Source organism: Pseudomonas sp. PGPPP1 (genome assembly GCF_002255865.1).
GTDB classification, from domain to species: Bacteria; Pseudomonadota; Gammaproteobacteria; order Pseudomonadales; family Pseudomonadaceae; genus Aquipseudomonas; species Aquipseudomonas cremoris.
The window spans coordinates 14,814-38,108 of record NZ_NKIG01000021.1 but is presented as its reverse complement, the minus strand read 5'-3'; the positions used below and the strand labels follow the sequence as shown (position 1 = coordinate 38,108).

Sequence of the window (23,295 nt, the reverse complement as noted above, 5' to 3'; positions counted from 1 at the left end):
AGCCCTTCAATGCTCCTATGTTGTGTTAAGTGTTGGCAGATATCTGGACCCCGCCCTAGCGGTCCAGTACTTGAACCCCGAACTTCCCCTCCCCATAAGAAGTCCGGGGTTTTTTTTGCCCGCAGAAAAGTTATTCCGCGAGTTCCGCACCCTTGTCCGCCAATTCCATCCAGCCCGCCAGCACGGTGTAAGCCTCTTCCAGACCCATGCGCTTGGGGGCCGAGAACAGCTGGATGGTAATTGCGTCGCCCCAGCCCTTACGGATTTCGGACTGCACTTTGAGCAAGGTGTTCTTGGCTGCGCCGTAGGTGAGCTTGTCGGCCTTGGTCAGCAGGATGTGCGTCGGCATGCCGCTGGCGACTGCCCAGTCGAGCATCAACAGGTCGAAGTCAGTCATTGGATGACGGATGTCCATCATCAGGATCAACCCCTTCAAACTCTCGCGGCCACCCAGGTAAGCCTCCAGGTGACGCTGCCAGTGCAGCTTCAACGGGATAGGTACTTTTGCGTAACCGTAGCCCGGCAGGTCGACCAGACGCCGATCATCGTCTAGCTTGAAGAAATTGAGGAGTTGCGTGCGGCCCGGGGTTTTCGAGGTGCGTGCCAGGCTGGCGTGGGTCAGCGTGTTCAGTGCGCTGGACTTGCCAGCGTTGGAGCGACCGGCAAAGGCGACTTCAAAGCCTTCGTCATCGGGGCATTGGTCAACTTTGGCGGCGCTGAGCATGAACGTGGACTGTTGGCACAGGCCAAGGATGGGATTCTTGAGTTGCATGAGATTTCCGATGTGGGCGATGCCGAGAAAGGGTGCGGCAAGCGGTGTCGTTTCCGTTTCAGTAGCGCCAGTATATAATGCCGCAGATTTTGTGTGTGTTTTGTCCCAGCGAAGGACGAAATTCACGGGAGCGAAAGACCTTTATTGCGCATTAGAACGCAAAACGCTCTCAAACCCTGAAATGGTCGACGTATGACCAGATGGTTGCTCGCTATCGGTGTCCTGATTCCGCTTTACAGCGCTCAGGCTACACAGGATCCGGAGGCGGTGTACAACCGAGTTTGCGTGGCTTGCCATGCCGGTCAGCTGCCCAACGCCCCCAAACGGGGTGACCAGGCAGCCTGGGCGCCAAGATTGGCGCAAGGCATGGACACGTTGGTCCAACACGTGACCCAGGGTTTCAAGGCAATGCCTCCGCGTGGTTTGTGCATGGACTGCAGTACTGAGGATTACCAGGCCGTCATTGAGTTGATGGTGAGTAAACCCGGTAGATAACTCTTAAACCCCTTAGCCGTAGTTGGATTAGCTGATGAACAAACTGATCGTGAGTCTGCTGTTGACCTTGGGCATCACCGGTGTTGCCCATGCTGCAGGCGACGCTACAGCGGGCCAGGCGAAAGCCGCCGTATGTGGTGCTTGCCATGGACCGGATGGCAACAGCCCGGCGCCGAACTTCCCTAAACTGGCCGGCCAGGGTGAACGTTACCTGACCAAGCAGATGCACGACATCAAGGATGGAAAGCGCACGGTCCTGGAAATGACCGGCCTGCTGACCAACCTCAGCGATCAAGACCTGGCAGACATCGCGGCGTATTTTGCCAGCCAGAAAGGCAGCGTGGGAGCCGCCGATCCTAAAACCGTGGCCCACGGTGAAGAGCTGTTCCGTGGTGGCAACCTGGAAAAAGGCATGCCTTCGTGCATCGGTTGCCACTCGCCTAACGGCGCAGGCCTCGCTGCTGCCGGTTTCCCGCACTTGAGCGGCCAACATGCGCAGTATGTTGCCAAGCAGTTGACGGACTTCCGTGAAGGCAATCGCACCAATGACGGCGATGCCAAAATCATGCAAACCATCACCAATAAAATGAGCAACAAGGACATCGAGGCGGTTTCCCAGTACATCCAGGGCCTGCACTAAGCCTGCGGCTACGTTAACGCTCGATTAATCCATCGATGCAAGCATAAAAAGGGTGGCTTAGGCCGCCCTTTTTTGTGGCCGGTGCCGTTACACTAACGAACTCATGCCCGCGTAGACCTGTCACAACAAAGGTCGCGTGAGGCGACTTTATTTGTCCAGGAGTAAAGCATGCGTAATCTGATCCTCAGCGCCGCTCTCGTCACTGCCAGCCTCTTCGGCATGACTGCACAAGCTGCCGACGTGCCGCTTGAAGCCGGTAAAACCTACGTCGAACTGGCTAACCCGGTTCCGGTTGCGGTGCCTGGCAAGATCGAAGTGGTGGAGCTGTTCTGGTACGGCTGCCCGCATTGCTACGCTTTTGAGCCGACCATTAACCCTTGGGTCGAAAAACTGCCTTCCGACGTAAACTTCAAGCGCATCCCCGCCATGTTCGGTGGCCCTTGGGATGCCCACGGCCAACTGTTCCTGACCCTGGAAGCCATGGGTGTAGAGCACAAGGTCCACAACGCCGTGTTCAACGCGATCCAGAAAGAAGGCAAGCGCCTGACCAAGCCGGACGAAATGGCTGACTTCGTTGCCACCCAGGGTGTCGACAAGGACAAGTTCCTGGCCACCTTCAACTCCTTCGCGATCCAGGGTCAGATCAAGCAGGCCAAGGAACTGGCGCAGAAGTACGGCGTGCAGGGCGTACCGACCATGATCGTCAACGGTAAGTACCGTTTTGACCTGGGCACCACCGGTGGTCCGGAAGCGACCCTCAACGTGGCTGACCAGCTGATCGCCAAAGAGCGTGCAGCGAAGTAAGGGGCCTACCATGCGCCGCTGGGGTACCGAACGTGTCGTTGGTTTGCATGATCCGCAGGTCAACGAACATCACCTGGAATCCACAGGCCTGCCGGCGGACAGCCGCCTGCGCCTGCTGAGCTTCAACATCCAGGTGGGCATCAGTACCGAGAAGTACCGGCACTACCTCACCCGTGGCTGGCAGCACCTGCTGCCCCACACTGGGCGTGCCGGCAACCTGCAAAAAATCGGCAACCTGTTGAATGATTTCGACCTGGTCGCCCTGCAGGAAGCTGACGGCGGCAGCATACGCTCCGGCTACATCAACCAGGTGGAGCATCTGGCCCAGCTAGGTGCTTTCCCTTACTGGTATCAGCAACTCAATCGCAACCTCGGGCGCCTGGCGCAGCACAGCAATGGCGTGCTCAGCCGCTTGAAACCAACCGCTATCGAAGATCACCCGTTGCCAGGCCCCAAGGGGCGTGGCGCGATCCTCGTGCGTTTTGGTGAAGGCCCTGAGGCCTTGGTGGTGGTGATGATGCACTTGGCGCTGGGTGCGCGCACCCGCACCATGCAGTTGGCTTACATCCGTGAGCTGATTGGTTCTTACAAGCACCAGGTGCTGATGGGTGACATGAACACCCATGCCAGCGACCTGCTGCAGAATTCCCCGTTGCGCGACCTCGGGCTACTGGCGCCGCAAGCCGAAGCCACGTTTCCCAGTTGGCGTCCGCAACGTTGTCTTGACCATATCCTGCTCAGTCCAACCCTCACACTCGAGAGTGTGCAGGTGCTGGCGCAGCCCATCTCCGATCACCTGCCGGTCGCGGTAGAGATTCGTCTGCCGGGTTCGCTCACGGCTGATGCATTACCCGCGTTGAGCCCAGGCCCTCGCGGACCCCTTGCATGAGCGACGACGCCCAGCGCTGGAAAGAGAAATACCTTAAAAGTATCGAGCAACAAGAAAAGCTCGAACGCCGTTGGGCTGCCCGCCTCGACCTGCTGCGTCGAGGGCTGGTGCGCAGCACCCTGGCGGCGGAAGGCACTGACCGCGCGGTTGACCAATGCATGAAGGAAATGCGCGACGTCGTCCGTACCGACGATATGGATGCCGCCCTCGCCGCCCTGCTGCCACGCCTGGAAAAGGCCGTATTGGATTCGGAGCAGCGTCGCGAAACCCGGGTTGACCAGATCAGCAGCGCACTCACGTCTCTGGTGGCGCAGTTGCAAAAGCTGCCGCTACCCCGTGAGGTGGCGCGTCCACTGAAAACCTTCGCCAAGCAGTTGGACGGACGCGTCAGCCAGGCCCGCGAGATCCCGCTGCTGCTCAGTGAACTCAGCAGCCTGCAACGGCAAGCGCTGGATAACCTGGAGCCGGACGGCGAAACCCCGCGCCCTGGGCCGGGGTTGCTGCAGCGTCTGTTTGGAGCCAAGGAGGTTGCGGATGAGGCGGTGGCCAGCGAGCCCACCGCCAACCCGATACCGTTGCCCGCTGTGGCCAAGCCAGTCGCAGAGCCCCAAGAGCCCGAGCAGTCCGAGGAATTGACACAAGCCTTGCGCGCTTTTGCACCGCAAGTGCCAGTGCCGAGTGCGCCACAAACTGAAATCCCGGTGCCAGCTAAAGTCGCCGAGGCGGCCAGTGACACGTTCGTCTACGAGGCGCCTGTTCAAAAGGCGTCGCCTGCAACGCCTGTCGCGCGGATCGAGCCCGCCGCTTCCGAGCCTAAGGTGGACGAGCCGGCTCCGGAAAGCGCCCTCGCCGCCTTTGTCGAGGTGCCGCAGGCTCAGGTCGAGACGCCGGACGAAACGCTCATTGGTAGCCTGTCGCTGCCGCCCGTGCTGGAGGCCGAGGAGGCCGATCCCGACGAGCTGCAAGCTGATGGCCCGTATTCTTTGCCGGACTCGCCGGAGCCGTCCTACAGCTCCGTGGCCAAACATATCGAAGACACGCTCCTTGGGCTGCTGGAGGAGCTGTCACTGCCCGAGCGTCACCGACCCCAGGCCGAAGCCATGCGCGAACGCCTGGCCCACGGTTTGAACTGGTACGAGTTGCTGCCGATCCTGGATGACTTGGCGGTGTTGATGTTGGCGATCACCGACAGCGGCCAGCATGAATTTGAAGCCTATCTCAAGCAGCTCAACGAACGCCTTGAAGCGTTCCAAGGCCATTTGCAGGTGGCCAGCGACGGCCACGCCGATAGCCGCTCCGCCGCTCGGGAACTGGACACGCAGATTCGCGAACAGGTCGATGGCCTGCAAAGCAGCGTCCAGGAGGCGGCCGACCTGGACAGTCTCAAGCATGTTTTGGAAAGCCACCTTGAAGGCCTGCTCGGCACCATGGACGAGCATCAGCAACAACGTGACCAGCGTGAACAGGAAGTTGCGGCGCGCCTGACAGGGCTGGCTGAACGGGTCGCCAATATGGAGCAGGAAGCGCAGGGTTATCGTGAGCACCTGGAGGTGCAGCGCCAAAAGGCCCTGATTGATCCGCTCACCGGCCTGCCCAACCGTGCAGCCTGGAGCGAACGCCTCGACTTTGAGGTCAACGCCTGGCACCAACACGGCAACAACCTGTCATTGGCGATGTTGGACCTGGATCACTTCAAGCGTATCAACGACGGATACGGTCATCTGGCCGGTGACAAAGTGCTGAAAATCATCGCCAACGTGTTGCGCAAGCGCCTGCGCCCGACGGACTTTATCGCGCGCTTTGGCGGTGAAGAGTTTGTGTTGCTGATGCCCAATTCTTCCTTGGCCGATGCCGTGGCGGTTGGCAACGTGCTGCGTGCAGCCATTGAAGCGTGCCCGTTTCACTTCAAGGGCGAGCCGGTGACGATTACGGTGTCCATGGGGGTGGCGCAGTTCCAGCCGGGAGAGCGCAGTGACTTGGTGCTCAAACGCGCGGATGCGGCGTTGTATCGAGCCAAGGCGGCGGGGCGCAACCAGGTGCAGGCGGCGTAAAAGATGTTCCATTTTGTAATTTGACCGTCGGGTCGCGGGCGGTACGTTACACTGTTGCATTATCGTCTTCAGTGTAACGTCGCCCGCCATGAAATCCTTTTGCTTCGCCTTTTTGTTTCTTCTGCTCGCCGGCTGCGCCAGCGGTCCTCGCCTGGACACCAGCCACCCCTCGGTGAACCATGACAACCGCGTGCAGTTCGTTATCGTCCACTACACCTCCACCAACCTCGAACGCTCCCTGGCCCTGCTTACCCACGGCCAAGTCAGCAGCCATTATCTGATCGGCGACGACGCCTCAGGCACCATCTACAAGCTGGTCGACGAAAGCCAGCGCGCCTGGCATGCGGGGGAAAGCGAGTGGATGGGCCGCACCTGGCTCAACTCCAGCTCCATCGGCATCGAAATCGTCAACCCAGGCTACCGTGATACGCCCACCGGCCGCGTGTGGTACCCGTACTCGGAGTCGCAGGTGCAGTCGCTGGTGGTGTTGCTCAAGGACATCAGCAAACGCAATGGCATCGATCCCAAGAACATCATCGGCCACAGCGACATCGCACCGTTGCGCAAGCTAGACCCGGGCCCGTTGTTCCCGTGGAAGCGTCTGGCGGCTGAAGGGCTAGGCGTTTGGCCGGATGCGCAAGCCGTTGCGCGGTTCCAGGTGCAATACGCCAGCGAGTTGCCGAGCATCACCTGGTTCCAGGAAGAGTTGGCGCGCCTGGGCTACCAGACGCCGCAGACCGGTGAATTGGATGTCGCCACGCGCCATGTGATTGCGGCATTCCAGATGCACTTCCGGCCTTCGCTGTTCGATGGCACGCCAGATGCGGAGAGTGCCGCGATCCTGCGCGCGTTGAATCGCAGTTAAAGCGGTAGCGCCATATAGAATTGAGTGCCCTGCCCCGGCCGTGAATACACGCCCATGCGGCCACCGTGCAATTGCACGATCTCTTTGCACAGCGCCAGCCCGAGGCCGGCGCCACCCTTCTTGCGACCTACCTGCACGAAGGGTTCGAAGATGCGCCCCTGTTGCCCGTAGGCGATGCCTTCGCCGTTGTCCTCGACGCTGATAATCACCCGCTCACCATGGCGACGCGCCTGCAGGCGAATCTGTCCGCCGTCGGCGGTGTGGCGCAGGGCGTTGCCCAACAGGTTGTCGAGTACTCGCTCCAACTGCACCTGATCGGCATACAACCGGGGCAGATCGGGTTGGGCCTCCACCAGCAGCTCTATGTTTTGCGCGTTGGCCGGTTCTGCAAAGCGTGCGCGGGCATGTTCGAGCAAGTCAGTGACATCACAGGGCCCCAGGGTGAGTTTCTGCAGGCCGTTCTGGTAGCGCGAGAAATTGAGCAGGTCATTGATCAACTGCATCAGGCGCTGCATTTCTTCATTGACCGTATCCAGCAGGTCCGCTTCGCGAGACTCCGCCGGAAACTTCGCGCGTTCGCGGAACAGGCCGAACGCCATGTGCATGCCGGTCACCGGCGTGCGCAATTCATGGGAAGCGCGTAACACGAATTCGCTGCGTACCCGTTCAAAGGCGCGCTGCTCGGTGACGTCATGCAACACCATCACGGCGCCGAGAATGTGCCCCTGGGTATGGCTGACAGGCGTCAGGCTGTAAGTCAGCAGACGCAGTTCGCCTTCGACTTCCACTTCCAGGTCGTCGGGCGCACGTTCCAGGTTGCCGCCCCGTAGGACCAGTTGCAGCTGTTCATCCAGCTCCGGGCGTGCCAGTGCTTCGCCAAGTCCCTGGCCTAGACGTTCTCCATCCCAGCCCAGTTGGCGTTGTGCTACTGGGTTGAGGTGCTCCAGGCGGCCTTGGCGGTCAATCATCAGCAGGCCGTCATCGATGCTGTCGAGCACGGCTTGCAAGCGCTGCTGACCGGCCAGCAGCTCATCAACGTTGGTTGCCTGATGCTGGCGCAGTGCCTCGGCCATGATGCCGAAGCGACGGGTCAGTTGGTTCATTTCCGCGGCTGAAGAAATCGGCAGTGTCACTTCGAAATCGCCCTGCCCGATCTTGTCCGCCGCTTTGGCCAGTGCTTCGATCGGCCCGCCAAAACGTCGGGCGATGCCATGGGCCGTCACAAACCCGATGATCAGCACCGCCAGCCCCACCAAGCCGAGCAAACCGGCGATGAGCAGGGCCCGCTCGCGGGACTTGTGTTCGCTGTTACTGATGTTCTGCAGGGCCAGCTTGTGCTCGTTGATCAGGCCGTTGCGCAGTTCATTGAAGGCTTCGGTGAGCTGCTCCTTGCTGCCGGGAGGCGGTGTCGCTTGCTGGGATTCGTCAAACGCCTTGAGCAAGTCTTGGTAATCGTCCTTGGCTCGGCTGAACCCCGTTCCAACACCGTCCCTCTGCTCGTGCGCTATGCCTTGGTCCAGCAGTTCGAAATAGCGTTGTTTCGAAGCCTGCAAGGCCTGCGGGTCCGGGCTCTCTTCCAGCATCATCATCAACTGGTCGCCCAGGCTCTGGCGCAACTTGAGCCCCAGGTCCAGGGTGACGAAGTTGCTACGGATCAAGGACTCCTGGGTCTTCGCCATTTGCATGACGCTGACCAGGCCCAGGATCAAACCCAGCAGGGCGACGGTGATCAGCGCTGAGATACTCAGGAACAGCCGAGTGCGCAGTTTCATCGCAAGCTTCATAGGCTACAGCTCACAGGTTGTACTGTTTGCGTTTGCGGTACAGGGTCGATGCGTCGATACCGAGGGTACGGGCGGCCTGGTCCAAGGTGTCGCTGGTGGCCAGCACGGCGCCGATATGCGCTTTTTCCAGCTCATCCAGGCTCAGCGCTGCGCCGATACGCGGGGCATTATTGGTCGGCTGCTCGGCCATGCCGAGGTGAGTGATTTCGACCTTTTCCTGGGGGCAGATAATGCTCGCCCGCTCCACCACGTTGCGCAATTCACGGATATTACCGGGCCAGCGATAGTTAAGCAGCGCTTCGCGCGCTTCATCGCTGAAGCCACGTGCGGGTCGTGCGTATTCCTTGACGAAGCGCGCCAGGAAGCGGTCGGCCAGGGTCAGGATGTCTTCGCTGCGCTCGCGCAACGGAGGCAGGTGCAGGGTGATCACGTTGAGGCGGTATAGCAGGTCTTCTCGGAAGCGACCCTCGCGCACCATATCTTCCAGGTTCAAGTTGGTAGCCGCGAGGATGCGCACGTCGGCACGACGGGTGACCGGGTCGCCCACGCGCTCATATTCCTTGTCTTGAATAAACCGCAGCAACTTGGGTTGCAGGGTGAGCGGAAAGTCGCCGATTTCGTCGAGAAACAGCGTTCCGCCATCTGCTTGGTTGACCCGGCCGAGGGTGCTTTCGCTTGCGCCGGTAAAAGCACCACGGCTATGGCCGAACAGCTCGCTTTCCATCAGCTCTGCCGTCAGCGACGGGCAGTTGATGGTGACGCAGGACTTTTTCGAGCGCTTGCTCCAACCGTGAATGGCACGGGCCAGCTCGCCCTTACCCGTACCGGACTCGCCCAGGATCAGGATGTTGGCATCCGTGCCTGCGACCTGGCGCGCGGTTTCCAGCACCACCATCATCGCGGGGCTGTGGGAGTCGAGGCCGTCCTTGGGCTGGCGTACTTCGCCTTCCAGTGCTTCAAGCCGTGCGGATAGCTGGCGTACCTCCAACTGCTTGGCGGTGGCCAGGCGCAATTGGTCCGGGCTGCAAGGTTTTACCAGGTAGTCAGCGGCGCCGGCCTGGATCGCATCCACGGCGGTGTCGACAGCCGAGTGGGCGGTGACAATCACCACGCGCATCCACGGCGCCTGGATGCGCATTTGTGCCAGCACATCCAGGCCATTGTCTTCACCCAGGCGCAGGTCCAGGAAGCACAGGTCGAACACCTGGCGTTGCATCAGCGCATCGGCCTGGGCCGCGCTGTTAGCGGTGGCTACGGTGTAGCCTTCATCTTCCAGGCAATAGCGGAAGGTGCGAAGGATCGCGGATTCGTCATCCACTAAAAGAATGCGGCCTTGAAGTTCCTTGGCTGATTCCATCTGTCCCACGCTCCTTAATATGAATGATGGTGTTTAGTCCCGGAATAATCGGGCAAGTTGCATGGTTTATTCTGATCGATAAAAGGCAGCGTCGTGCAGGTATCTGCATGTCTTCCCACAAAGCCCTGCCTGATGGCGTTTTCATGCCGTCTTGCCACTTCGGCAACGCACTCAACATTTTCGATCCTTCGATCCGACCGCTGGCGATCGTGCATTTCGCACGGCCACCAAGGGGGCATCGTGCAGGATGCTGGGCGATCTGCCGATCTAAAATATATAACCTATTGATTTTATTGGGTTTTATTTTGCAAAAAAGCTGGCATGCGCTCTGCAATATCTCTCCCAACGAATAATCAGAATGCGGGAGAACAACAGCATGACTCGCCAAAGCCTCAGCCAACTGCGTGTATCGCCGCTGCGCTTGCAGCAGGGTCTGTTTGCCAGCCTGGCCTTGATGGTCACGTTGATTGCCGGCCAGCAGATACAGCATTGGCAGCAGAGTCAGCAGCAAGCCCCGCAGTTCGAACGTCCGATGATGACCCAGACCCATTTCAGCTCCATTGGCAGTGTTTCTGCCAATGCTGCGGCCCCGCAATTGAGAGTAGCTGACCAGGATTCCACCCTGGGCGAGCTGCCAGCCCAAGAACGTTGGGTGTTCTAGGCAAGAGCAATAAAAGGTCGCTCATGTTGGGCGCCCGAAAGGCACTACCGCTGTTACCCCTATAAAAGCGTAAGGAGAATCACCATGTTGAGTTGGGCAATCACATTTCTGATCATCGCCATTGTGGCTGCAGTCCTGGGCTTCGGTGGTATCGCGGGCACCGCCACGGGTATCGCCAAGATTCTCTTTGTCGTCTTCCTGGTGATGTTCATCGCTTCGTTCTTCTTTGGCCGTCGCGGCCGAGGCTGAACATGACCTCCCTGTCGTTTAAAACCATAGCTGCCGCCCTGCTTCTAGGCGGCAGCGGCTTGGTGATAGCCGCCAACGACGGCCAATCTCGGGCCAACGAATTGCTCAGCGCGGACCCGCAATACCGCGAAGCCTGGCAAAGCGTGGTGAAGAAAGAAGAGCGCTTGCCGGAATGGGTGATGAACCTGTCTGGCACCGCCGAACAGATGAATGCTGTAGAAGAAGACGGCGACAAGTATTTGGTTGGGCCGCTCTGCGAGACCGCAGATACGTGCCTGAACAAGCGCCTGATCGTTGCGTTCAGCTACGACAAGAAAGATGCCTACGCCATGTTGGTGCAAGTGCCGGCCGGTCTGCCGGCAGACAAGTCCCCGACGCGGCACGCCGACTACCGGTTTATCGGTAAGCCCGACGAAGGCATGCAGAAGCTGCTGATGGAGCAGCTGAAGAAAGATCCGAATTGGTACTAAGGTTCGTGCGACGCGGCTCGCGTCTGCGAACCCATCGTCCATAGAAAGAAGCCCCTCGCTTCTTTCTGTTTGCACCGCTCGCTAAGAGAGGTGCATGACCAAGGGGCCGGGTTGCTCTGATCAATTGGGATCGGCGTGACCTACGGGCACAGGGAGTGCCTGCGCAAGGGCCGGGTCAGGCGAAAAGCTGCGACGCAGGTTCACAAGCTCACGGCTTGCTGAACTTGCGACGGGCTTAACACTCTCATCTCCCGCGCTTCATACCGCCTATAGCCGCAAATTTCACTTTTGCTCATCTCCAACCATTTCTTGGTGTGTCGGGGTGACCATCTATCGATAAAATTTTGCCTTGGCTATAGGACATTTCCGACACAAAGTCGCTGTTATCTCAGGCATTTCTGCCAGCCTCTTCAAGACGTCCTGATTCTCTGAGCGAGCCGGGTTTGGCAGGTTCACGGCATGTTTGCCGGACAATATGTCGCATTTGAACTGACCGTTCGGACAGTTATTATGAAAAAAACCCATGCCGATTCGGCATAGGGTAGGCGTTTACGGCATTAGACGTCGTCCTCTTGCATCGGAATAGTTGCGCCTTTTTTCGCCTGCCAGTAAGCCATTTCGGCCACGCTGCGGTGACCTTCCATGGAGGCAGATGCACACACTTTTTCGCTCTCGAGCGTTGCAGCTGGCGCATTTGCCATACGTCCACTTGAAGTAAGGGTAATGACATGAAGAAGGCAAAGCTAAGCCTCGCCTGGCAGATCCTCATCGGTTTGGTGCTCGGGATCGCAATCGGTGCAGTGCTCAACCATTTCAGTGCTGAAAAGGCCTGGTGGATCAGCAATGTGTTGCAGCCAGCGGGCGATATCTTTATCCGCCTGATCAAGATGATCGTGATCCCGATTGTGATCTCCTCGCTGATCGTCGGCATTGCCGGTGTCGGTGACGCGAAGAAGCTCGGGCGTATCGGCGTCAAAACCATCCTTTACTTCGAAGTGGTCACCACCATCGCCATCGTGGTTGGCTTGTTGTTGGCCAACCTGTTCCACCCAGGCGCTGGCATCGACATGAGTACCTTGGGTACCGTCGATATTTCCAAGTACACCGCTACTGCGGCGGAAGTGCAGCATGAGCATGCGTTCATCCAGACCATCCTCAACCTGATCCCATCGAATATCTTCGCCGCCGTTGCCCGTGGCGAAATGCTGCCGATCATCTTCTTTTCGGTGCTGTTCGGCCTGGGTCTGTCGAGCCTCAAGCCTGAGCTGCGCGAGCCGCTGGTGAACATGTTCCAGGGCGTGTCCGAGAGCATGTTCAAAGTCACCCACATGATCATGAAATACGCCCCGATCGGCGTTTTCGCACTGATCGCGGTGACCGTGGCCAACTTCGGCTTCGCCTCCTTGTTGCCACTGGCCAAGCTGGTGATTCTGGTTTACGTCGCCATCCTGTTCTTCGCCTTTGTGGTTCTGGGCCTGATCGCGCGCCTGTTCGGCTTCTCTGTGATCAAGCTGATGCGCATCTTCAAGGATGAGCTGGTACTGGCTTACTCCACCGCCAGCTCCGAGACCGTGCTGCCGCGCGTGATCGAGAAGATGGAAGCCTACGGCGCGCCGAAGGCGATCTGCAGCTTCGTGGTGCCAACTGGCTACTCGTTCAACCTCGACGGCTCGACTCTGTACCAGAGCATCGCCGCGATCTTCATCGCGCAGTTGTATGGCATCGACCTGTCGATTGGCCAGCAACTGATGCTGGTGCTGACCCTGATGGTCACCTCCAAAGGCATCGCCGGTGTGCCGGGTGTGTCCTTCGTGGTGCTGTTGGCCACCCTGGGCAGCGTGGGCATTCCGCTGGAAGGCCTGGCGTTCATCGCCGGTGTCGACCGTGTCATGGACATGGCGCGTACCGCCCTGAACGTGATCGGCAATGCGCTGGCCGTGTTGGTTATCGCACGTTGGGAAGGCATGTACGACGACGCCAAGGGCGAGCGCTACTGGAACTCCCTGCCACACTGGCGCACCAAGACTGCACTGCCAGCCGGCGAGACCAGCCGCGGCTAAGGCTTGCGTGATTTGAACAAACCCCGGAAATCCGGGGTTTGTCGTTTCTGTCAGCCCCGCTATCATTCGCCCCATCTTTTGGGGGATTTAACTGATGCTCAATGGCCTCTGGCTTGGCTTCTTTGTCGTGGCAATGGTGTCAGCACTGGCGCAATGGCTGGTGGGCGGTAACGCCGGGATTTTTGCGGCGATGGTGGAAAGCATTTTCGCTATGGCCAAACTCTCGGTGGAAGTGATGGTGCTGCTGTTTGGCACTCTGACCTTATGGCTGGGCTTTTTGCGCATCGCCGAAAAAGCCGGGATCGTCGACTGGCTCGCCAAGGCCCTCGGGCCGTTGTTCCGCCGCTTGATGCCGGAAGTGCCTGCCGGTCACCCGGCCATCGGCTTGATCACCCTCAACTTCGCAGCCAACGGCTTGGGCCTGGATAACGCAGCCACGCCGATTGGCTTGAAGGCGATGAAGGCGTTGCAGGAACTCAACCCCATCCCGAACACGGCGAGTAACGCGCAGATCCTGTTCCTGGTGCTGAACGCGTCCTCGCTGACGCTGCTGCCGGTGACTATCTTCATGTACCGTGCCCAGCAAGGCGCCGCCGACCCGACGCTGGTGTTCCTGCCGATCCTGCTGGCCACCAGCGCCTCGACCCTGGTGGGCCTGCTGTCGGTGGCGATCATGCAGCGCCTGCGGCTGTGGGACCCAGTGGTGCTGGCCTATCTGATTCCTGGCGCGCTGGTGCTGGGTGGCTTCATGGCGCTGTTGGCGACCTTGTCGGCCACGGCTCTGGCCGGCTTGTCCTCGATCCTCGGCAACCTGACGTTGTTTGGCTTGATCATGCTGTTCCTGGTGATCGGCGCGCTGCGCAAGGTCAAGGTGTACGAAGCCTTTGTAGAAGGCGCCAAGGAGGGCTTCGACGTTGCCAAGAACCTGCTGCCGTACCTGGTGGCAATGCTGTGTGCCGTCGGCGTGCTGCGGGCTTCGGGGGCGCTGGATTTCGGCCTGGAAGGCATTCGCCATGTGGTGGCCTGGACCGGCATGGACACGCGTTTTGTTGATGCCTTGCCCACCGCGATGGTCAAGCCGTTTTCCGGCAGCGCCGCGCGGGCGATGTTGATCGAGACTATGCAGACTCAGGGTGTGGACAGCTTCCCGGCGCTGGTGGCAGCGACGATCCAGGGCAGTACCGAGACCACCTTCTATGTGTTGGCGGTGTACTTTGGGTCGGTGGGGATTCAACGGGCCAGGCATGCCGTGGGGTGTGCGTTGTTGGCGGAGTTGGCTGGCGTGGTGGCGGCTATTGCGGTGTGCTACTGGTTTTTTGGCTGAGACTGAGATTGCTATCGCAGGCAAGCCAGCTCCCACCTTTGACTGTGTTCACAAATCAAAAATGTGGGAGCGGGCTTGCTCGCGAAGAGGCCCTCAGCGTTTCACAGCACCATTACCCTGCTGCACCACCCACTCCACCACTTGCTTATTCAACTGATCCCCCGCCGCTCCAAACCCAGCCACCACCGCCGGCACTTTGGTGTCCCCCACCGGCTGGTGCACTTCGAACCGCCGGCTGGCAATAATCCGCTGATCACTCCCGCGCACCAGTCGCGCGTCCAAGCGAATCACCACCTCCACGGCACTGCCGTGATATTCACTCTGGAACGCCTGCAACTGCCCGCCCAACTCATAGTCGGCCTGCAGGTTGCTTTCGTCGGTGCTCAGCAACGTCACCCGCCCATCACGCTGGAAGCCATCCATAAAGCGGTTGCGCAACAGCACCGGTGACGGGTCGCTCCAACGTGAATTCGCGTAGCTGCTGATCAGGTCGCCATTGGGCACTACGGCAATGCGCGGGCTGTCGAGGAATTCGCTGCTCTGCGGCTTGTTCACGCGCAGCGACCAGGCCACGGGTGTGCCTTGGCCTGTGGTCTGGGCCGACGCCAGGCGGTACACATCCGACGGGTCAGGCTTGGGCAGGATCGAGCAGGCACTGATCAATACCAGTGCCACAGGGGCGATCATTTGGTAAGCACGCTTCATGGCGTGAACTCCTTGTTCTTGTCGCTGCCCAGCAGGTAACCGCTGGGGTTGGCTTCCAGGCGGCGGGAGATGGCGCGCAGCGAACCGAGGGTTTCACGCAGTTCGCGCACGGCCGGCGCCAGTTCGTTGAGGCCCTGCATGCCGCTGTTCACCGAGTCCTTGTTATTGGTCAGCAAGGTGTTGATGGTGGCGGTGCTTTGTTCAAGGGACTTCATGGCCTGCTCGGCGCTGCCAAAGGCTTGCTTGCCCTGGTCGTTGAGCAGGCCGTTGGCGTTGCGCATCAACACGGTGGTCTGCTCCAGGGCCGCGCTGGCCTGTTTGCTTACCTGCATCAGTTGCTGCATCACCACTTTAATGTCGCCACGCTGCTCGGCGATGGCGCCGGTGGTTTGTTGCAAGTTGTCGAGGGTGTTGCTCAAGCGGTCGACGTTCTCGTGGGAGAACATGCGGTTGGCGTTATGCAGCAGCAGGTTGATGCTGGTCATCAGGTCGTTGCTGTTGTTGAGCAGGCGTGCGATGGGCGATGGCGAGGCGATGATTTCCGGCAGGTTGCCGTCCTTGCCCTTGAGCTCCGGGCTTTGTGGTGTGCCGCCGCTGAGCTGGATGATCGAGGTACCTGTGATGCCGGTCAGGGCGAGCTTGGCTTGGGTGTCTTCCTTGATCGGCGTCTGCCCCGACAAGCGGATGCGTGCCAGTACACGGCGAGGGTCCTTGGGGTCCAGGCGCAGGCTCGTGACGTCGCCCACCTTGATCCCGCTGTACTGCACCGAACTGCCCTGGGACAGGCCGCTGACCGCCTCGTTGAACACCACCTCGTAATCCTGGAAGGCGCTGTCGACGCTGGATTTGGCCAGCCACAGGCCAAACAGCATTGCGCCGACCACCACGATTACGCTGAACAGACCGATCATCACATGATGGGCTCGGGTTTCCATGTCATACCTCGTTGAGCGGTTGAGCGGCATCCAATGCCGCGCGGCCACGGGGGCCGTGGAAATATTCGTGAATCCAGGCGTCGTCGGTTTCCGAGACGACATCGATGGCATCTGCCACCAGCACTTTCTTCTGCGCCAGCACCGCCACGCGGTCGGTGATGGTGTACAGCGTGTCCAGGTCGTGGGTGACCAAAAACACGCTCAGGCCCAACGCATCGCGCAGGGTCAGGATCAGTTGGTCGAACTGCGCCGCGCCAATTGGATCGAGGCCGGCGGTGGGTTCGTCAAGAAACAGGATGTCCGGGTCCAAGGCCAGGGCGCGAGCAAGCGCGGCGCGCTTGATCATGCCGCCGGACAGCGAGGCCGGGTATTTATCGGCGGCCGACAACGGCAGCCCCGCCAGGGCCAGCTTGACCGCTGCCAAGTGCTCGGCATCGCGGCGGCTGAGGCCGGCGTGTTCGATCAACGGCAGCGCGACGTTTTCGGTGACGGTCAGCGAGGAAAACAACGCGCCCTTCTGGAACAGCACGCCGAACCGCCGTTCCACCAGTGAGCGCTCGTGTTCCGACAGGCTCGGCAGGTTCTTGCCGAACACCCGCACCTCGCCTTCGCTGGGCCGGCGCAACCCGACGATGCTGCGCAGCAGCACCGACTTGCCGCTACCGGAGCCGCCGACCACTGCCAGGATCTCGCCTTTGTACAAATCCAGGTCGAGATTCTCGTGCACGCTCTGGCTGCCAAAGCGATTGCACAGGCCGCGCACTTCAATCACCGCCTCAGTGGGCGCTCGGTGTAGGCGACTCACCAGCCCATCTCCATGAAGAACATCGCGGCGACGGCATCCAGCACGATCACCACAAAAATCGATTGCACCACGCTGGAGGTGGTGTGGGCGCCGACCGATTCGGCACTGCCGCTGACCTTGAAGCCTTCCAGGCAGCCAATGGCGGCGATCAGGAAGGCGAAGATCGGTGCTTTCACCATGCCCACCAGAAAGTGCTGCACCCCGATGTCTGATTGCAGCAACGATAAAAACATCGCCGGCGAAATATCCAGCGCCACGGCGCACACCACCCCGCCGCCGACAATGCCTGAGAGCATCGCCAAAAATGTCAGCATCGGCAGCGATACCAGCAACGCCAGCACGCGCGGCAGTACCAGCAGCTCCATGGGGTCCAGGCCCAGGGTGCGGATCGCGTCGATTTCTTCGTTGGCTTTCATCGAGCCGATTTGCGCGGTGAACGCACTGGCGGTGCGGCCAGCGATCAGGATGGCGGTGAGTAATACACCGAATTCCCGCAGGAACGAGAACGCCACCAGGTCGACGGTAAAGATCGTCGCGCCAAAGCTCTTGAGCACCGTAGCGCCGAGAAACGCCACCACGGCACCCACCAGAAACGTCAGCAACGCCACGATGGGCGCTGCGTCGAGGCCGGTTTGTTCGATATGCGCGACCATCGGCGTGATGCGCCAGCGCTTGGGTCGGAAAATACCGCGAGCGAAGGTTTCGAGGATCAGGCCGATAAAGCCCAGCAGTTGCTTGCTGTCTTGCCAGACTTTATCCACAGCCCGGCCGATGCGCGCCAGCACCTGGATGCCGGTGGCCTCTTCGGGGGCTTTTTCGGGTACGCAGAAATCGTTGAGGGAGCGGTAGACCGTTTTGAGCAGCGCACGGTCGGCGGCGGACAAGCTGCAATCGGTCTGCTCGGCGGACTGCTCTATGCGGGTGGGCCCCAGCAGTTCCACCAGCAGTGAGGCGCCGGCGGTGTCCAGCGCGCCGAGGCCATTGAGGTCGATGCGGGCGCCGGCGTCGTATTGGCCGTCGAGTTTGTCCGACAGCTTTTTCAGTCTCGCGTAGTGGGCAAGCGTCCAGTCCCCCGTAATCCTGAGTAACGGAGGAACAGTGGACGTATCGAGGTGGGCTGCGCCGGCCGTTGAACTACTGGTCATAAGCTCCGAGCTTGTTTGGCTATCCACAATTCCTACGTAATAGCACGATACAGCCTACTTTGGGTTGTCCGATTGTGCTGTGTCAGTCACTTTGAATCGCAGCACGCCAATCACTTGTCCGTCGTCGGTCAAAACCTGCACTTGCCAGCGGCCTGCAGCGTCAGCCGGGAAATTCTGCTTGTGGGTCCAGGCACGGTAGCCTTCCTTGCGACCACCGTGGATATCCAGGGCGATGCGGTCGACCTCTTTGCCGTTGAATTTCCACACGTGGTAAATCCGCTCATCCAGGCCCCGCGGCGCGTTGATCGCGGTGTAGGCGTACAGTCCGGCATTGCGCAGTTGGGCGGCGCTGACTTCCTTGAGGTCATCCCCTGGCGTGCGGTCTTGCAGCGTGGTGCTGATGGCGACTTCGGTCATCCACAAGGTAGCTGGTGGTACCCAACTGCGCAGGAACCACCCGGCACAGCCAATCGCAGCGGTAACCCCCAGCAGCATCGCCCAGCCTTTGACGCTGCGCAGTGGCAGGCTTACGGCCAGGCTCGGAATCGACAATGCCATGGCCACGCCAAGGGCGAGTTTGTAACTTTCGGCGGTGGTCAGGTGCAGGATGATCGGCAGCGCAGTCAGCAGCGCGGCGAACAGGGTCAAGGTGTGCAGCGCGAGGAACAGCGAGCGCTTGGGCGCCAGCCACTTGTAGTACAGCGGGTCGGTGATCGACACCAACGCCGCCGCACCGAGCAGGCCAGTGAAAATCGATTGGCCGCTGTTCCAGGCCGTGGTGACGAAAAAGAACGGCAGCACAAAAAACAGACTTTCCTGGTGGATCATCTGCGTCGCATAACGCAACAGCGGTTCGGGGATTTCCCGTTTGAAGACCTTGGTGAACAACTGGGTGAAGCTGTTTTCGAGCATCAGCCACAACCAGCTCACCAGCATGATCACCGCAATCCAGCTGGCCATGCCCTGCTGACGGTCCACCAGGATGAAACTGCACACCCCCGAGATGAAGCCGCCGAGCGCAATCACCCCTGGGTAGCGCTTCATCAGTTCGAGGACGCGGGTGATTATGCGGGTCAGGTTTTGCATTCGGCGGTTCGCAGTCTTTGTAGGAAAAAATCCCCGACAGAATAACGTCTTAGCCTTCGGTCCGGTGTTCGATTACGCGATCCGTTTGCGATAAACCCGCACGCCAATCAATACAATCGCGATCAGCCCGAGCACCCCGGCGCCGATCCAACTGAGGGCGTCGTAGCTCAGCAGTGGTTTCTCGATACGCCAGTAACCGGGTTGCTTGAACACTTGGCGCAGGGCTTGGTTGGTCTGGTCCAGGCTCACCGCCTTGATGCGTTTGACCGGATCGCTGAAGTGGCCATTGTTGTAGTCGCCGGAAGCGCTCCAGTAGTAATCGGCCAGGGCGCTGTTGCCCTGCACGGCCCAGGCCTGGCGGGCGATGGCGGCTTGCTGCAGGCGGGCGAACACGGCGGGGTCGAGACCGGTCTTGAGCAGTTGGGCTCGCAGGTCCTGTAGCACTTGCTCGGCTTCAGGCAGGTTTTCGCGTTCAAGGTCGGCGTTCAAGCTGAGAAAACCGACGCCGCCGAGCACTTCGCGCTCGCTCCAGGGCCCGTAGGACAACGCGTGCTTGAGGCGCAGTTGACGGTAAAGCGCCCAATCGAGGTAGTCCTTGAGCAGGTCGTAGGTTTCGTCGTGCTGATCGTCCAGCACCGGTTCGGGAAATAGCCAGTGCAGTTTGGCGCTGTTGCCTACCCAGCCGTGGATCAGTTCGCGGTGGCTGGCGGCGGCGTGCTGGATTTCCGGTAGCGGCAGGTGCTCGGTGGGGTCGACGGGATCGAGCTGGCCGTAGGTGCGCTCCAGGTAGGCTGGCAGCAGCTTGTCGAGGTCGCCGACGATGATCAGCGTCATGTTGTTGGGGGCGTACCAGTTTTTGCGCAGTGTCTCCAACTGGTCACGGGTCAGGTGATCGACCTCGGCGCGCTCGGCACATTTAAGGCCCAGTTCGACGGCCAGTTGGTTGCTGGCGGTGTGGCCCAGGTCCTGGCGATCGAGCAGGCGTTGCAGGTGCGAATAATGGCCGCCGTCTTCGCGCTGCACCACCTGTTTGGCGGCGCTGATATTGGCGTCGGTCAGCTCGGTGCGGGTGATGATCGCCAGCAGCAAGTCGAGCACCTTGCGCTGGTTTTGCGCCGGGGCCTCGATCACGAAGGTGGTGTCGGCGTTGCTGGTGTAGGCGTTCCACTCGCCGCCGAGGGCTTGCATGCGGTCTTCGAGGTCACCTTCGCCGCCGCCGTCGATACCGCTGAACAGCAAGTGTTCAAGCAGGTGCGGCAGCTCCTTTTCCTCACAGGGGAAGTCGTCGAGGCCTACCCCGACTACCAGGCGGATCGCCACATGCCCGCGTTCGGTGCCCGGTTTGAGCAGCAATTGCAGGCCGTTGGGCAAGGTGTAGCCCTCGACTTGCAGGCGGTCAAAGGCAAAGGCATGGGCAGAACCCATGAGCAGGCAGGCGAATAACAGGCGACGCATAACAAGCTTCCTGGCGAGTGAGGTCAGTTTTAACTGACTTCACGGGCCATCATCCGTTCAGGGCGAATGTGTGATGTCGGCAATATCTTCGGCGGAGAGTGCGCCGGTGTCGGACGTTTCCAAGACTACATAAGCACTGCTGCAAAACAACGAGTTGAGGCGTTTCATGTCGGCAATCAGTTCCAGGTGTAGGGAGCTGGTCTCCAGGCTCTGGACGATTTTGCGCTGCAGGCGGCTGACGTGGGCGTGGGCCAGACGCCGTTCCTGGGCACGGAAACGGCGTTTCTCGCGCAGTAATTGGCGCGCGCTTTCCGGGTCGGCGCTGAGGAATACCGACAGCCCCAGCCGCAGGTTGGCGATCAATTGGCTGTGCAGGCCGCTGAGCTCTTCCAGGCCGACTTCGGAGAATTGGCGGCGCTGGGAGGTTTTCTGCTGCTGGACCTTGCGCAGCATGCGTTCGATCAGGTCACCGGCCAGCTTGAGGTTGATCGACAACTCGATGATCTCGGCCCAGCGGCGGCTGTCCTGTTCACTGAGGTCTTCGCGGGGCATTTGCGCCAGGTAGAGCTTGATCGCACTGTAGAGCGCTTCGACGTCGTCGCTGAGGCTACGCATCTCCTGGGTGATGGCGGTTTGTTTACCGCGCAATACTTCCTGCATTGAGGTCAGCATATTGTCGATCAGGTCGCCCAGGCGCAGGGTTTCCCGGGCGGCGTTGGCCAGGGCCAGGCTTGGTGTGTCGAGCGCGGCCGGGTCGAGGTGGCGTGGCTTGGCCTTGCCATTGGCCTCTTGTTGTTCCGGCAGCAGCCATGCACACAGGCGTGACATGGGGCCGATTGTCGGCAGTAGGATCAGGCAGCGGGTGACGTTGTAGAGCAGGTGGAAGGTAATGACCATGCCTTGGGCGCTGTAGTCCAAACCGTCCATCCAGCGTACGAGGGGGTCGAGTACCGGGATGATCAGCAACAGGCCGATCAGTTTGTACAGCAGGCTACCGAGGGCAACCTGGCGACCGGCGGCGTTTTGCATATTGGTGCTAAGAAACGCCAGTACGCCGCTGCCGATGTTGGCGCCGATCACCAGGCCGATGGCCACGTGCAAACCGATCACACCGGCACCGGCCAGCGTGGCGGTCAGCAGCACGGCGGCCAGGCTGGAGTAGGAAATCATCGCGAACAGCGCACCGACCAAGGCATCCAGCAAGATATCGCCGGTCAGCGAAGCGAAGATAACTTTGACCCCCTGGGCGTGGGTAATCGGACCCGCGGCTTCGACAATCAATTGCAGGGCCAGAATGATCAAGCCCAGGCCGATCCCGACCCGGCCCATCTGCCCTGCCCGCGTCTGTTTGCGCGACAGGAAAAAAATCACGCCGAGAAAGATCAGCAGCGGTGACAGCCATGACAGGTCAAACGTCAGCACCCGCGCCATCAGCGCCGTACCGACATCGGCACCGAGCATGGTTGCCAGGGCGGGCGTCAGCCCCATCAGGCCTTGGCCGACGAATGAAGTGACCAGCATGGCCGTGGCGTTGCTGCTCTGCACCATGGCCGTCACCAGGATACCGGCGACAAAGGCCAGCCAGCGCTTGGACATGTTCTGCCCGATGACTTGGCGCAAGTTGGAACCGTAGACCCGCAGGATGCCGGTTCGGACGATGTGCGTGCCCCAGATAAGCAGGGTCACGGCGGAAAGCAGATTGAGCAAGGTCAGCATGCTCGGCCCCCCGTGTGGGTTAGCTCAAAGAAGAGCAAATAAGAATTGCCGCGTGCCGCTCTACGTCTTGTAGTTAAGCTGTAGTTGGCGAATAGGCTCTGCGCCAGCATCGCATAGCTAAAGTGGGGATTGAAACAAAACTGTCATGAAATCAGCTTTTTGCGGATGCAAAAAAGGGGCTTGTCTCAGCCCCTTTTTGGTCTGGCTCGGGTTTATTGACCCGGAATGTCCTTGCGCAGTTTCACAGGATCCTGCTGTTTCTTCTTTTTCGCGATGGCGGTGCGCATCTTGATGTTCACCGCTTCTACCGCCAGGGAGAACGCCATGGCGAAGTAGACGTAGCCTTTAGGCACATGCACGTCGAAGGCTTCTGCGATCAGCACGGTACCCACTACCAGCAGGAACGACAGCGCGAGCATTTTCAGCGACGGGTGCTTGTCGATGAATTCGCTGATGGTGCCGGCTGCCAGCATCATCACCAATACGGCTACGACAATTGCCGCGACCATGACCGGTACATGGGAGACCATGCCAACGGCGGTGATCACCGAGTCCAGGGAGAACACGATGTCGATGATGGCGATCTGGATGATGGTGTAGATGAATTTGCCACCGGCGCCCTTCGGCTCATCGTGGGTTTCGTCTTCACCTTCCAGGGCGTGGTACATCTCTTGGGAGCTTTTCCACAGCAGGAACAGGCCACCGAAGAACAGGATCAGGTCGCGACCGGAGATGCCTTGGCCGAAGACCACGAACAGGTCGGCGGTCAGTTGCATCACCCAGGTGATCGACAGCAACAACAGGATGCGCGTGACCATGGCCAGCGCCAGGCCGAAGATCCGGGTGCGCGCCTGCATATGCTTGGGCATGCGGCTGACCAGGATCGAAATCATGATGATGTTATCGATGCCCAGGACGATCTCGAGGGCCGTCAGGGTGAAGAAGGCAATCCAGATTTCTGGATTGGTCAGCCATTCCATGTGTATTCCTTTGAGCAAGTGTTAAACCGCGCAAGCTGCAGCGCCGC

22 protein-coding genes are annotated in these 23,295 nt (G+C 60.0%); 11 read left to right on the top strand and 11 right to left on the bottom strand.

What is annotated here, in order from left to right; all coding sequences use genetic code 11:
* Positions 1-130: 130 nt before the first annotated feature.
* The gene (gene yihA / locus CFE47_RS21370; RefSeq protein WP_286840260.1) at positions 131-772 is read right to left on the bottom strand and encodes a ribosome biogenesis GTP-binding protein YihA/YsxC; all 642 of its coding nucleotides are present in this window, start codon (positions 770-772) and stop codon (positions 131-133) included.
* A 192-nt stretch (positions 773-964) separates the two neighbouring features.
* Between yihA and CFE47_RS21365 the strand changes: the two genes are divergently transcribed.
* The 6 genes from CFE47_RS21365 (at position 965) to CFE47_RS21340 (ending at position 6,516) form a co-directional block, all read left to right on the top strand.
* Positions 965-1,267 (top strand): c-type cytochrome, encoded by a 303-nt coding sequence (locus CFE47_RS21365; protein ID WP_185709682.1) that lies wholly within the window; start codon positions 965-967, stop codon positions 1,265-1,267.
* A 34-nt stretch (positions 1,268-1,301) separates the two neighbouring features.
* Positions 1,302-1,907, top strand: a complete 606-nt coding sequence (locus CFE47_RS21360) for a c-type cytochrome (protein ID WP_185709683.1) — start codon at positions 1,302-1,304, stop codon at positions 1,905-1,907.
* A gap of 168 nt (positions 1,908-2,075) precedes the next feature.
* On the top strand, positions 2,076-2,711 hold the full coding sequence (dsbA, locus tag CFE47_RS21355; protein WP_185709684.1) for a thiol:disulfide interchange protein DsbA: 636 nt from the start codon (positions 2,076-2,078) through the stop codon (positions 2,709-2,711).
* A gap of 10 nt (positions 2,712-2,721) precedes the next feature.
* Positions 2,722-3,600: an endonuclease/exonuclease/phosphatase family protein gene (locus CFE47_RS21350; RefSeq protein WP_286840256.1), complete on the top strand. Its 879-nt coding sequence runs from the start codon at positions 2,722-2,724 to the stop codon at positions 3,598-3,600.
* Positions 3,597-5,651 carry a diguanylate cyclase gene (locus CFE47_RS21345; RefSeq protein WP_286840254.1) on the top strand — a complete coding sequence of 685 codons (2,055 nt, stop codon included), beginning with the start codon at positions 3,597-3,599 and terminating at the stop codon, positions 5,649-5,651. The genes CFE47_RS21350 and CFE47_RS21345 overlap by 4 nt, the downstream gene beginning before the upstream one ends.
* 88 nt (positions 5,652-5,739) lie before the next feature.
* Positions 5,740-6,516 carry an N-acetylmuramoyl-L-alanine amidase gene (locus tag CFE47_RS21340; RefSeq protein ID WP_185709687.1) on the top strand — a complete coding sequence of 259 codons (777 nt, stop codon included), beginning with the start codon at positions 5,740-5,742 and terminating at the stop codon, positions 6,514-6,516.
* Here CFE47_RS21340 and CFE47_RS21335 read toward each other — a convergent pair.
* A complete protein-coding gene (locus CFE47_RS21335; protein ID WP_286840250.1) occupies positions 6,513-8,300 on the bottom strand; it encodes a KinB sensor domain-containing domain in 1,788 nt (595 codons plus the stop codon). The two genes, CFE47_RS21340 and CFE47_RS21335, sit on opposite strands and share 4 nt — an antisense overlap.
* Positions 8,301-8,310: 10 nt before the next feature.
* On the bottom strand, positions 8,311-9,657 hold the full coding sequence (algB, locus tag CFE47_RS21330) for a sigma-54-dependent response regulator transcription factor AlgB (protein WP_185709689.1): 1,347 nt from the start codon (positions 9,655-9,657) through the stop codon (positions 8,311-8,313).
* Positions 9,658-10,033: 376 nt separating this feature from the next.
* Between algB and CFE47_RS21325 the strand changes: the two genes are divergently transcribed.
* The 5 genes from CFE47_RS21325 (at position 10,034) to CFE47_RS21305 (ending at position 14,421) form a co-directional block, all read left to right on the top strand.
* On the top strand, positions 10,034-10,318 hold the full coding sequence (locus tag CFE47_RS21325) for a hypothetical protein (RefSeq protein ID WP_286840247.1): 285 nt from the start codon (positions 10,034-10,036) through the stop codon (positions 10,316-10,318).
* 84 nt (positions 10,319-10,402) lie between these two features.
* The gene (locus CFE47_RS21320; RefSeq protein WP_003170804.1) at positions 10,403-10,567 is read left to right on the top strand and encodes a DUF1328 domain-containing protein; all 165 of its coding nucleotides are present in this window, start codon (positions 10,403-10,405) and stop codon (positions 10,565-10,567) included.
* A gap of 2 nt (positions 10,568-10,569) precedes the next feature.
* Positions 10,570-11,037 (top strand): inhibitor of vertebrate lysozyme family protein, encoded by a 468-nt coding sequence (locus CFE47_RS21315; protein WP_286840246.1) that lies wholly within the window; start codon positions 10,570-10,572, stop codon positions 11,035-11,037.
* 728 nt (positions 11,038-11,765) lie between these two features.
* Positions 11,766-13,097: a glutamate/aspartate:proton symporter GltP gene (gltP, locus tag CFE47_RS21310; protein ID WP_185709692.1), complete on the top strand. Its 1,332-nt coding sequence runs from the start codon at positions 11,766-11,768 to the stop codon at positions 13,095-13,097.
* Between the two features lie 94 nt (positions 13,098-13,191).
* Positions 13,192-14,421: a spore maturation protein gene (locus CFE47_RS21305; RefSeq protein WP_016978801.1), complete on the top strand. Its 1,230-nt coding sequence runs from the start codon at positions 13,192-13,194 to the stop codon at positions 14,419-14,421.
* Between the two features lie 93 nt (positions 14,422-14,514).
* Here CFE47_RS21305 and CFE47_RS21300 read toward each other — a convergent pair whose 3' ends face one another.
* The 8 genes from CFE47_RS21300 to CFE47_RS21265 all read right to left on the bottom strand — a co-directional run bounded on the left by CFE47_RS21300 (position 14,515) and on the right by CFE47_RS21265 (position 23,248).
* Positions 14,515-15,126: an ABC-type transport auxiliary lipoprotein family protein gene (locus CFE47_RS21300; RefSeq protein WP_286840240.1), complete on the bottom strand. Its 612-nt coding sequence runs from the start codon at positions 15,124-15,126 to the stop codon at positions 14,515-14,517.
* Positions 15,123-16,061, bottom strand: coding sequence for an MlaD family protein (locus CFE47_RS21295; protein ID WP_185709694.1), 939 nt, complete (start codon positions 16,059-16,061; stop codon positions 15,123-15,125). Before CFE47_RS21295 ends, CFE47_RS21300 begins: the two co-directional genes overlap by 4 nt.
* A 1-nt stretch (position 16,062) precedes the next feature.
* Positions 16,063-16,866, bottom strand: coding sequence for an ABC transporter ATP-binding protein (locus tag CFE47_RS21290; protein WP_124527098.1), 804 nt, complete (start codon positions 16,864-16,866; stop codon positions 16,063-16,065).
* A complete protein-coding gene (locus tag CFE47_RS21285) occupies positions 16,863-18,011 on the bottom strand; it encodes an ABC transporter permease (RefSeq protein ID WP_185709695.1) in 1,149 nt (382 codons plus the stop codon). The genes CFE47_RS21290 and CFE47_RS21285 overlap by 4 nt, the downstream gene beginning before the upstream one ends.
* Positions 18,012-18,065: 54 nt before the next feature.
* Entirely contained in the window at positions 18,066-19,097 is a 1,032-nt protein-coding gene (locus CFE47_RS21280; protein ID WP_286840230.1) for a DUF5924 family protein, read from the bottom strand.
* 72 nt (positions 19,098-19,169) lie between these two features.
* The gene (locus CFE47_RS21275; RefSeq protein ID WP_286840227.1) at positions 19,170-20,552 is read right to left on the bottom strand and encodes a M16 family metallopeptidase; all 1,383 of its coding nucleotides are present in this window, start codon (positions 20,550-20,552) and stop codon (positions 19,170-19,172) included.
* 57 nt (positions 20,553-20,609) lie between these two features.
* The gene (locus CFE47_RS21270) at positions 20,610-22,268 is read right to left on the bottom strand and encodes a Na/Pi cotransporter family protein (RefSeq protein ID WP_286840224.1); all 1,659 of its coding nucleotides are present in this window, start codon (positions 22,266-22,268) and stop codon (positions 20,610-20,612) included.
* 212 nt (positions 22,269-22,480) lie between these two features.
* Positions 22,481-23,248: a TerC family protein gene (locus CFE47_RS21265; protein ID WP_105699069.1), complete on the bottom strand. Its 768-nt coding sequence runs from the start codon at positions 23,246-23,248 to the stop codon at positions 22,481-22,483.
* Between the last annotated feature and the right edge of the window lie 47 nt (positions 23,249-23,295).